Here is a 12637-nt window from a genome sequence, read left to right on the forward strand (position 1 = left end):
AAAAATGAACTTCAAGTTTTCCATATTAACCTTCTGTCTTTTCCTAAGCGGATTTTCCTTTGCTCAAAAAGGAGGAAAGAACAAGCTTTGGTACGACAAACCCGCCAAACAGTGGGTAGAAGCGTTACCGGTTGGAAACGGAAGATTAGCATCGATGGTTTTTGGCGGCCCTTCTCAGGAAAAACTTCAGCTGAACGAAGGTACTTTTTGGTCGGGCGGACCTTCCCGGAATGATAATCCTGATGGATCAAAAGTGTTGGATTCTATCCGGTATTATTTATTTAACGGAAATTACAAAAGAGCTCAGATTCTTGCGGATAAAGGATTGACAGCGAAAAGCCTTCACGGTTCGGCCTATCAGAATATTGGTGATTTTACGCTTGATTTTAGTAATGTTAATGATGTTAAAAATTATTACAGGGAATTAGACATCGAAAAAGCAATCACAACTACGACATTTATTTCCAGCGGAATTAATTTCAAAAGGGAAGTGTTCGCTTCAATTCCTGATAATGTTATTGTAATTAAATTAAGTTCGGACAAAAAAAATGCACTGAATTTCACAACCAATTTCAACAGCGAACTTAAGAAAAACATCGTAGCCATTGATTCTAAAACCTTGCAAATGGACGGATTGTCTTCAACTTTGGATGGAATTCAGGGTCAGGTTAAATTCAATGCCATCGCAAAAATTATCAACAAAGGTGGAAAAACGGCAGTTTTGAGTAATGGAATTTCGGTAAGCAATGCTGATGAAGTACTGATTCTAATTTCCATAGCGACCAATTTCACAGATTACAAAACTTTAAACACAGACGAAGTTTCAAAAAGTAAAAAATATATTTCCGAAGCAGAAAAGAAAAATTTCAAAACCTTATTCCAAAATCATCAGAATGCTTATCAGACGTATTTCAAAAGAGTCGATTTCGACTTAGGAACTTCCGAAGCAGCAAAACAACCAACCGACATTCGGATTAAAAATTTCGCAACCCATTACGACCCGGAATTGATTTCGTTATATTATCAGTTTGGTCGCTATCTCCTGATTTCGTCCTCACAGCCGGGCGGTCAGCCAGCCAATCTCCAGGGAATCTGGAACAATTCCAACAAACCCGCCTGGGACAGCAAATACACCATCAACATCAACACGGAAATGAATTACTGGCCTGCCGAAAAGACCAATCTTTCCGAGATGCACGAACCGCTGATTCGGATGGTAAAAGACTTAAACGAATCCGGAAAAGAAACGGCAAAAACGATGTACAAAAGCCGCGGTTGGGTCGCACATCACAATACGGATATCTGGAGAATCACAGGCGTTGTAGATTTTGCCAACGCAGGAATGTGGCCGATGGGCGGAGCCTGGCTTTCCCAGCATCTTTGGGAAAAATATTTGTACAATGGCGATAAAAATTATCTTCAATCCATTTATCCAATTCTAAAATCCGCTGCTCAATTCTATGAAGATTTTCTGATAGAAGAACCGACGCATCATTGGCTTGTTGTGAGTCCTTCAATGTCTCCCGAGAATATTCCGGACGGACATCAGGGAAGTGCTTTGGCAGCAGGAAATACGATGGATAATCAGCTGATGTTTGACCTTTTTACGAAGACAAAAAAAGCGGCAGAAATTCTTAATATAGACTCAGATAAAATCCCGGTTTGGAACAATATCATTTCAAAATTACCACCGATGAAAATCGGAAGGTATGGTCAATTGCAGGAATGGGCAGAAGACTGGGACAATCCGAAAGATAATCACAGGCACGTTTCGCATCTCTACGGATTGTTTCCATCCAACCAAATCAATCCTTTTACGACACCTGAATTGTTGGATGCCTCCAAAACCGTTTTACTTCATCGTGGCGACGTTTCCACAGGCTGGAGTATGGGCTGGAAAGTCAATCTCTGGGCAAAATTATTAGACGGAAATCACGCCAATAAATTAATCAAAGACCAATTAACGCTGGTAGAAAAAGACGGCTGGGGCAGCAAAGGCGGAACTTATCCGAATCTTTTCGACGCACATCCGCCGTTCCAGATAGATGGAAATTTTGGTTGCACTTCAGGAATTACCGAAATGCTTTTGCAAACTCAAAATGGTTTCATCGACATTCTTCCCGCACTTCCAGACGAGTGGAAAAACGGAAAAATTGCAGGCCTGAAAACCTACGGCGGTTTTGAAGTCAACATTGTTTGGGAAAATAATAAAGCGAAGGAAATCACTATAAAATCAAATTTAGGCGGAAACTGCAGAATAAGAATTCCGAACGAAATGGAATTAAAAGGAAATGTAAAATTGAAAAAAGCAGAAGGCAATAACCCGAATCCTTTTTTTGAAACCCCTGAAATTAAGCAACCAATGATTTCCAGTGAAGCTAAATTAAATCCTATAGAAATAAAAAAATCGGTAATGTACGATTTCCCGACTGAAGCAGGAAAAACATACAAACTGAAAATGAAAAGCTGATTAATAGGAACGGGCTTTAGCCCGTTTAACAAATGAATCAAACAATTGGCTTTAGCCAAAATTTAAATGTGAATCAAAGTCCCGAGGGGACGATTTAAACGAGAATAGGATGAAATCCTATAAAATGAACCCGGAGGGTTTAATAACAATAGCCACAGGTGAAACCTGTGGGACAATGTGAAAATAAACCACGAACCCTGAAAGGGTTCAACAAAAAATTAAATAAAAAATTATATATGAAAAAGATAACAATGAAATCCAATTTCCTAAAAAACAAGACCAGCATTTTTGCAGCAGCAGCTCTACTTTCTGTAAGCAATATTTCTGCCCAGACATTTACCGATTTTCAATATAAAGGAAACGACAAAATATACAACGACAATCCTTTGAAATCAGACGAATTCTATTCCCCGATTCTTCAGGGCTGTTATCCCGACCCGAGTATCACCAAAAAAGGCGAAGATTATTACTTGGTTAATTCTTCTTTCTCAATGTTTCCAGGAGTTCCGATTTTCACTTCTAAAGATTTGGTAAATTGGAAACAGGTTGGGCACGTTCTCGACAGGCCTTCCCAGTTGAAAGTTGAAAAAGGCGGCGTTTCTCAGGGAATTTACGCGCCGGATATCAAATACAACAAGTACAATGATACCTTTTATATGATTACTACCCAAATCGCGGGCGGAGTCGGCAATATGGTCGTAAAAACCAAAGATCCGGCAAAAGGCTGGAGCGAAGTCCAGAAACTGAATTTCGACGGAATCGATCCTGCCATTTTCTTTGATGATGACGGAAAAGCTTACATCGTTCACAACGACGCTCCACCAAAAGGAACCGAGCAGTATCAAGGTCACCGCGTCATCAAAATGTGGGACTACGATTTGGAAAAAGACCAGGTGGTTGCAGGTTCAGACAGAATTATTGTAAACGGTGGCGTTGACCTTTCTCAAAAGCCAATTTGGATTGAAGGCCCGCATTTGTACAAGTATAAAGGAAAATATTACCTGATGTGTGCGGAAGGCGGAACCGGAGGCAACCACAGCGAAGTTATTTTTATGGCAGATTCTCCGAAAGGACCATTTGTTCCCGCTAAAAACAACCCAATTCTCACCCAAAGATATTTTCCGAGAGACAGAAAGGAAAAAGTAGATTGGGCAGGTCACGCCGATTTGGTGGAAGGCCCGAACGGACAATGGTACGGCGTATTTTTAGCCATTCGTCCCAACGAAAAAGGACGTGTAAATCACGGTAGAGAAACCTTCATTCTTCCGGTGGATTGGAGCGGAACTTATCCTGTGTTTCAAAATGGCTTGGTTCCGATGAAGCCGAAATTGAAAATGCCGCAAGGTGTTCAGAACCAAACCGGACAAAACGGATTCTTCCCGAACGGAAATTTCACGTATAATGATAAACTGACCGATAAAAACCTCGATTTCCGTTGGATTGCAATGCGTGGGCCGCGTGAAAACTTCATTACGACTACAAAAACGGGTGTTAAAGTGAACCCGATGGAGACAAATATCAAAGCGTTGGCTCCGATTTCATCTTTGTTCCACAGATTGCAGCACGAAGATTTTGAAACTTCCGTAACGTTGGATTATAAACCGAAATCTGAAAAAGAATTGGCTGGAATTACACTCTACCAAAGCGAAACATTCAATTACGTTTTTGGAATTACCAAAAAAGACAAAGATTTCTACATTGTTTTGGAAAGAACCGAAAAAGGAAGTTCAAAACTCATTGCCAGCGAGAAAATTTCATTAGGTAAGACTATCAGATTCCAGGCTGTTGGCGAGAAAGATAATATTAGTTTTAATTATTCTGTAGACGGGAAAAACTTTAAAAATTTGGGCGGTCCGGTTTCAGGAGATATCCTTTCTACCGATGTTGCAGGCGGTTTCACTGGAAGTTTGATAGGATTGTATAGTACTTCTTCTAATGATATTGTGCCTAAATAATATAAAATCAATAGGAACGGGCTTTAGCCCGTTTTGAAGAAGAATGTTCAATTCGGCTTTAGCCAAAATTTACAACAAGTTTTGCTAAAGCCCGACGCAATTGATAAAATTGTATTGAATTAAACCAAACCAAAATATCAAAACCGTGAAAATTAATCAACCATTTTATATAGTTTCTTTTTTGGGATGTATCGGGCTGAATCTTCTTTCAGCCCAGGTAAATCCTGTAAAAAAACAGGAGACAACGGCATTCAGGAACCCAATTATCTGGGCAGATGCACCGGATTTGTCAATCACACGAAGCGGCAACGATTTTTACCTGATAAGCACCACTATGCACCTGATGCCGGGCGCTCCGGTAATGCATTCCAAAGATTTGGTCCATTGGGAAATGTCGAGCTATGTTTTTGATACACTAAATGATAATTCAAAATACGATTTGATTGACGGAAGCGTTTACGGACGTGGACAATGGGCTTCTTCCATCCGTTATCACAAAGGGAAATATTACGTTCTGTTTTCCCCGAATGATGAGCCTTTCAAATCCTATTTTTATGTCACCGACAATCCTGAAAAAGGCAATTGGAAACTCATCACGAGAACCAGACATTTTCACGATGCATCTTTGCTTTTCGATGATGATGATAGAGTTTACGTTTTTACTTCCAACAAAGTTTTTGAGCTGAGCCCGGATTTTAAAACCATTATCGGAAATCAGGACGGAACGGAAGTTTTCCAGAAAGATGAATCGGAAACCGGACTTTTGGAAGGTAACCAAATCATTAAAAAAGACGGAAAATATTATATGATGATGATTTCCTGGCCAAGAGGCGGAAAACGTCGTCAGGAAGTGTACAGAGCTGATAAAGTTACCGGACCTTATGAGAAAAAAGTTATTCTTGAAGACAATTTTCTTGGATTTTCCTACGCCGGACAAGGTGCTTTGATTGACGATAAAAATGGAAATTGGTATTCACTGATTTTCCAGGACAGAAATGGAGTAGGACGAGTTCCGATTTTGCTTCCTGTGAAATGGGAAAACGACTGGCCAATTTTAGGTAATAATGGAAAAGTACCTTTGACAGGTGAAGTTCCATTCGCTCCATTTAAACCAAAAAATCATTTGGTAGAAAGTGATGAATTTTCTGACAAAAAAATGAAAATTCAGTGGCAGTGGAATCATAATCCTGTCAACACAGCTTGGTCTTTATCCGATAGGAAAGGCTTTTTAAGGTTAAAAACGAATAGAGTCGTCGATAATCTGTACCTCGCTCCGAATACGTTGACCCAAAGAATGGAAGGCCCGAAATCCAGCGGCATAGTGGCTTTGGATGTGAAAGGGATGAAAGACGGCGATGTAGCAGGTTTCAGTGCGTTCAACGGCGATTCCGGGATTTTGTCTGTGGTAATGGAAAATGGTAAGAAGTTTATTGTTTTTTCAACGAATGAAGTCAGTTTAGATAATAAAACGAAGGCGGTTACAGGTGTTAAAAAAGATGAAAAAAAGAGAATCCCATTAAACTCGGACAAAGTTTATTTTAAAATTGATGCCGATTTTAATCTCGGAAAAGATTTGGCTAATTTTTATTACAGCACCGACCAAAAAAACTGGACCGAAATGGCAAAAGATTACAAAATGATTTTCGATTACCGGAGATTTTTTATGGGTTCCAAATTTGCAATTTTCAATTATGCAACCAAAAATCTGGGAGGTTTTGTAGATGTTGATTTTTTCAGAGTGAATATAAGTTCGGAATAATTAGAGTTGAATAATTTGGGCAGCTTTATCCGCCTTCCGCTCTCAATCTTTTTTGCAGATGATTTCAGATTAAATAGAACTAGAGTACAAGCAAAAAAGGATTTCCGCTCAAGTCGGGCTGCGAGAGATTCACTGTCTAGAAAAAATGAAAATTATTGCTTCGTAGAAGCAAACTGTTAGTAGCAAAACATTGTACCATCAAAATCAAAGCCTCGTAGAGGCGACCTGTTAATTACGGCAATGATAATTAACTTTAAAAATGTAAAAAAGATAAAACCCTTGTCGGTCTTATTTTTTTGTCTAAATTAATAAGTGTAAAAATTACAAATAAAAATTTATGAAAAATTCCCTGATATTCACTGTCACTTTTCTATTGTATGGTCTGTGTGTTTCTGCGCAAAATACTGACAGACAGGCGCCGCAAGGTTTTGATGTGGAAAGAAAAGATATTCCGCACGGAAAAATTGATACCATTCAATATGTTTCAAAAACGGTCGGAACTACAAGGAAAGCATTGGTTTACGTACCGCCGGGATTCAAAAAAGGGGAAAAATACCCTGTCCTTTATCTTCTTCACGGCATTGGCGGCGATGAAAAAGAATGGTTTAACCAGGGAAAACCGAATGTTATCCTGGACAATCTCTACGCACAGGGAAAACTCACACCGATGATTGTCGTTTTGCCGAACGGCCGTGCGATGAAAGATGACAGAGCAACAGGAAATATAATGGCTCCTGATAAAGTAGAAGCCTTCGCAACTTTTGAAAAAGATTTGCTGAATGACCTGATTCCGTTTGTAGAAAAAAAATATCCTGTCAAAAAAGACCGTGAAAACCGGGCTTTAGCGGGTTTGTCGATGGGAGGCGGACAAACACAGAATTTTGCTTTCGGCAACATCGATAAATTTGCGTGGCTGGGCGCATTTTCTTCAGCACCCAATACAAAAGAACCGACTCAGCTTTTGCCGAATCCACAGGAAGCATTGAAAATGAAACTTATATTTATTTCCTGCGGCGATGCGGACGGATTGATGCCTTTCAGCAAAAGAACCAGCGATTATATGAAGAAAAATAAAATCCCGCACATTTTCTACATCGAACCAGGCGGCCACGACTTCAAGGTTTGGAGAAATGATTTATACATCTTTTCACAATTGTTATTTAAGCCTGTTGATAAAACTAAATTTGATGGATTTACTGTTTTGGGAACGCCTGCAGCAACCAATATCAGGAATGCGCAGTATCCTCAAATCCTTCCCGATGGAAGAGTAATGTTCAAGGTAAAAGCTCCGGAAGCGCAAAAAGTTCAGATTGATTTAGGAAAAAAATACGACCTCAAAAAAGACACAGACGGCTTTTGGACAGGAACAACGGATGTACAAAGCGGAAGCTTTCATTATTATTCTTTGCTGATTGATGGTGTTGCAGTTGCAGACCCATCCAGCGAGACTTTCTATGGAATGGGAAGATACGCCAGCGGAATCGATATTCCCTTTGATGGCGATGATTTCTATGCATTAAAAGACATTCCGCACGGCGATATCCGCATCAAAAATTTCTATTCCAAAGTGACCAATTCTTGGAGAAGAGTTTTCATTTATACGCCACCGGGTTACGACCAAAATCCTTCTGAATCTTATCCGGCACTGTATATTTTACACGGCGGAGGGGAAGATGAAAGCGGTTGGGCAAATCAGGGCAAAACCAATCTGATTTTGGATAATCTGATTGCGGAAGGGAAAGCTAAAAAGATGGTCATCATTATGCCAGATGCGAATATTGGACAGAGCGGACTCCGAAATTTTGGCGAGCGTAATCTTCAGGTGTTTGAAAAAGAGCTGAAAGAATCCATCATTCCCTTTGCCGAATCCAATTACAGAATTAAAAAAGGTAAAGAAAACCGTGCATTAGCCGGACTTTCAATGGGTGGGATTTATACATTGTATGTCGGGATTCAGAATTCTGATATGTTCTCAAGCCTGGGTGTTTTCAGTTCAGGATATATGTTGCCGATGCTTCAGGACGTTGCTGACAAACAGTACAAATTTTTAAATGAAAATAAATCTGCCTTTTCATCCAATGTCAAAAATTTCTGGATTTCTATGGGCGGAAAAGACGATATCGCTTACGAAAACGGTCAGAAAATGCTGAAAGAACTGGATAAAATCGGAATTAAATATTCGTACAGAGATTATCCGGGAGGTCACAGCTGGCCGGTTTGGAGAGACAGTTTGCATCAGTTTGCGCAGGAAATTTTTAAATAAACATTAAATATAAAAATAGAGATTTGTCTTATTTGCTTAATAAAAATAAACTTGTTTGTTCTTGAAAAAGCATTAAGTATTCTTAGAATGATTTGCTAAAATTCTTGTCTGATAAAAATAGAATATAATAAAACAGGTCGCTCTTACAGAGCTTTTAATTCTGAAAATATTGTTTTCTATTAACGGTTCACTCCAAAGGAGCTGTATTTAGTCCCAGCGGGACTTTCTGATAGTAGAAAAAACAAAGTAAAAAAAAACAAAGCTCCGGAGGAGCGACCTGTTGATTTATACTATTAATATTTATAAAGAAAATTGATAAATCAGGCTTAATTTCTTAATGTTCTAATCCAAAATCAATCCACCAATGAATTTCAACAGAATAAAAATAAAAGCACTTATTATCACGGTCGTTATTGTATCGGGAAATATTGTTGCGCAATCTTATCAGAAGACAGATTCAGGATTGATGTTTTCTAATGATAATATGAATGTTGAAGTGAAATTGTATGGAGAAAATACGATTAGAATTATTAAATATCCCGCCGGAAAATCATTTGTCAAAAATAGCTTATCGGTCATTAAACAGGAACAGAAAACTAAATTTTCAGTTTCAGAAAACAATCATATTATTTCATTAAAAACAAATGATTTAAATATTTTCATTGATGCTAAAAGTGGCACGATTACTTATAAATCACCTTCAGGAAAAGAACTATTAAAGGAAACCGGAAGCGATTTCAAACCTTTTAATGATGCGGGAAACCCGACTTATTCGGTGACACAGTCTTTTCAGCTGGAAAAAGACGAACCCATCTATGGCTTGGGAATTTTACAGAACGGGAAAATGTCACAGCGAAATACGGATGTAAAAATGATTCAGAATAACACCTGGGATTTTGTGCCGTTTTTTCAGTCTGTAAAAGGGTATGGCGTTTTTTGGGATAACTATTCTCCGACTCAATTTACCGATAAACCCGACAAAACATCATTCTCATCGGAAGTTGGGGAAGGTGTGGATTATTATTTTATCTACGGAAAAAATGCCGATGGTGTAGTTGCCGGAATGCGAAATCTAACAGGAAATGTGCCGATGATACCTTTATGGACTTATGGTTTCTGGCAGAGCAAGGAACGCTATAAAAGTCAGGAAGAATTGGTGGATGTCGTTAAAAAATACCGTGATTTGAAAGTTCCTTTGGACGGAATTATTCAGGATTGGCAATATTGGGGAAACAATTACCAGTGGAATGCGATGGATTTTATCAGCCCTGATTTTCCCGATGCCAAAAAAATGATACAGGATATTCACGATATGAATGCGCATCTTTCGGTTTCCATCTGGTCGTCTTTCGGACCGATGACCAATCAGTACCGTGAAATGGATAAAAAAGGAATGTTGTTCGATTTCAAAACCTGGCCGGAATCTGGCAGAGAAGTGTGGCCGCCTGATATGAATTATCCTTCAGGAGTCCGCGTTTACGATGCTTACAATCCCGAAGCCAGAAATATTTACTGGAAATATTTGAACAAAGGTGTTTTCAGCCTGGGTGTCGATACCTGGTGGATGGATTCTACGGAACCCGACCATCTCAGCCAAAAACCGGAAGATTTAGATACCAAAACTTATCTTGGTTCATTCCGAAAAGTGAGAAATGCATATCCGCTGATGACAGTTGGTGGCGTTTACGACCATCAGCGTGAAACCACGAGCGACAAAAGAGTTTTTATTTTGACGCGTTCGGCTTTTGCAGGACAGCAAAGATACGCGGCTAATACTTGGTCGGGCGATGTCAACTCTTCGTGGGAATCTTTGCGCAATCAGGTTCCAGCAGGTTTAAATTTCAGCCTGACTGGAAATCCGAATTTTAATTCCGATATCGGCGGTTTCTTTGCCGGTGTTTATAAAAGAAACGGAGGTGCCAACAATCCGATGTTTCAGGAATTGTACGTTCGTTGGTTGCAATACGGAACTTTCACGCCAATGATGCGTTCGCACGGAACCGATGTTCCGAGGGAAATTTATCAGTTTGGAAAAAAAAGAGATGTAGTCTATGATGTAATAGAGAAATTCATCAGATTACGTTACAGTATGTTGCCCTACATTTATTCCATTTCTTGGGATGTTTCTAAAAATAATTCGAGTTTTTTGAGAGCTTTGTCGATGGATTTTTCATCAGACCAAAAAACCTGGGACATTAATAATGAATACCTTTTCGGTAAATCATTCTTAGTAGCACCAATTCTCAATCCTCAATACACACCTGAAAAAATAGTAAAAACCGATGAAAATCAAGGTTGGGATAAAAAAAATGAAACAAAGGAAAATTCTCTTTCCAACATTGATTTTACAGAAAATAAAAAAATAAAACTTTACCTTCCTGCAGGTGCAGACTGGTTTGATTTCTGGACGAATGAAAAACACAAAGGCGGTCAGGAAATCGAAAAATCTGTTAACCTTCAAAGCATTCCGCTGTATGTGAAAGCGGGAAGTATTATTCCGTTCGGCCCAGATGTTCAATATGCTACTGAGAAAAAATGGGACAATCTTACGTTGAAAATTTATCCGGGAACTGACGCAGATTTTATCTTATACGAAGACGAATTCGATAATTACAATTACGAAAAAGGAGACTATACCGAAATCCCTTTCCACTGGAACGAAAAATCAAAAACCTTAACGATAGACTCCCGAAAAGGAAATTTTAAAGGTATGATTGATAAACGGAATTTCAATGTAATGCTTCCTGATGGACAGCATAAATCGGTGAGTTATTCAGGAAAGAAAGTGAATGTCAATTTTAAATAATCTTAAAATATTAATTATGAAATTTTTAAGTTTAATAACGGTTTTAGGATTTTTTCAGATTTCCTTCGCTCAAAATCCGATTATCCAAACCAAGTACACTGCAGACCCTGCACCAATGGTTTATAAGGATACGGTTTATCTTTACACAAGCCACGATGAAGACGATGCCTTCGGATTCAAAATGAAAGACTGGTTGCTGTACACGTCCACCGATATGGTCAATTGGACAGACCACGGTGTAGTGGCTTCGCTCAAGGATTTTAAATGGGTAAATACCGACAACGGTGCCTGGGCGCCACAGGTTGTTGAAAGAAAAGGAAAATTCTATATGTATTGTCCAATGCCCAACAATATGGGTATTGGGGTCTTGGTGGCGGACAGTCCGTATGGTCCTTTCAAAGATCCTATTGGAAAACCTTTAGTGAAAAATTCTTCCGATGATATAGACCCGACCGTTTTGATTGACGATGACGGGCAGGCTTATCTGTACTGGGGAAATCCGAATCTTTGGTATGCTAAACTCAACGAAGATATGATATCTCTTGCCGGACCAATTACCAAAGACCCTTCGTTTGCGAAGGTTAAAGACCAGCCAGATCCTTTCAAATATCAGGAGGGACCTTGGGCGTGGAAAAGAAACGGAATTTACTATATGGCTTACGCTTCTAAATGTTGTCCGGAAGGGATTGGTTATGCAATGGCAAAATCGCCTACAGGTCCCTGGAATTATGGAGGCGTGATAATGGATGGCGACCAGAGATCCAGCGGAAATCATCCCGGTATCATAGATTTCAAAGGCAAATCTTATGTTTTCGGATTCAATCATATGCTTAGAATGCAGACGATGAGCAAACATTACGAACGCCGGTCTGTTAGTGTCACAGAAATTACCTACAATGCAGATGGAACCATTCAGAAGCTTCCTTTCTGGACTACGGATGGTGCAAAAAGAGTGGGCACTCTGGACCCTTATAAAAAAGTTGAAGCAGAAACAATGGCTTACAGCGAAGGTCTGAAAACAGAAATGGTCACAGAATGGGAACGCAATCAACCCTATAACAGAGGTAAAAAAATCACAGACCGTGTCATCGTTACCTCAATTAACAATGGTGATTATATTAAAATCCAAGGGGTAGATTTTTCCAAAGGCGTAAAATCTTTGGATGTAAACGTTGCTTCTCTCTATGGAGGAAAAATAGAAGTACGTTCAGATGCTCTTAATGGACCATTGTTGGGAGTTGTTAATGTTACAGGAAAAGGTGAGGGCGACTTATATAAAACCATTAATACACCTCTGAAAAGTGTTAAAGGAATCCACGATTTATATTTTGTTTTTAAGGGAGAAAAAGACCTTTTCTATTTTGATTGGTGGAAGTTTAATTAA

6 protein-coding genes are annotated in these 12637 nt (G+C 39.1%); all 6 read left to right on the top strand.

The annotated features are described in order from the left end of the window. Positions 1-4 precede the first annotated feature (4 nt). The 6 genes from KI430_RS00170 to KI430_RS00195 all read left to right on the top strand — a co-directional run bounded on the left by KI430_RS00170 (position 5) and on the right by KI430_RS00195 (position 12637). Entirely contained in the window at positions 5-2470 is a 2466-nt protein-coding gene (locus tag KI430_RS00170) for a glycosyl hydrolase family 95 catalytic domain-containing protein (protein ID WP_248876286.1), read from the top strand. 236 nt (positions 2471-2706) lie between these two features. Continuing rightward, positions 2707-4425 (top strand): glycoside hydrolase family 43 protein, encoded by a 1719-nt coding sequence (locus tag KI430_RS00175; RefSeq protein ID WP_248876287.1) that lies wholly within the window; start codon positions 2707-2709, stop codon positions 4423-4425. 145 nt (positions 4426-4570) lie between these two features. After that, positions 4571-6184, top strand: a complete 1614-nt coding sequence (locus tag KI430_RS00180) for a glycoside hydrolase 43 family protein (protein ID WP_248876288.1) — start codon at positions 4571-4573, stop codon at positions 6182-6184. A 337-nt stretch (positions 6185-6521) separates the two neighbouring features. Beyond that, on the top strand, positions 6522-8447 hold the full coding sequence (locus KI430_RS00185) for an alpha/beta hydrolase-fold protein (protein WP_248876289.1): 1926 nt from the start codon (positions 6522-6524) through the stop codon (positions 8445-8447). Positions 8448-8811: 364 nt separating this feature from the next. Then, the gene (locus tag KI430_RS00190) at positions 8812-11253 is read left to right on the top strand and encodes a TIM-barrel domain-containing protein (protein ID WP_248876290.1); all 2442 of its coding nucleotides are present in this window, start codon (positions 8812-8814) and stop codon (positions 11251-11253) included. 16 nt (positions 11254-11269) lie between these two features. Then, complete coding sequence (locus KI430_RS00195) at positions 11270-12637, top strand: glycoside hydrolase family 43 protein (RefSeq protein ID WP_248876291.1); 1368 nt, start codon at positions 11270-11272, stop codon at positions 12635-12637.

It is taken from the genome of Epilithonimonas zeae, from assembly GCF_023278365.1.
Taxonomy (GTDB): domain Bacteria; phylum Bacteroidota; class Bacteroidia; order Flavobacteriales; family Weeksellaceae; genus Epilithonimonas; species Epilithonimonas zeae_A.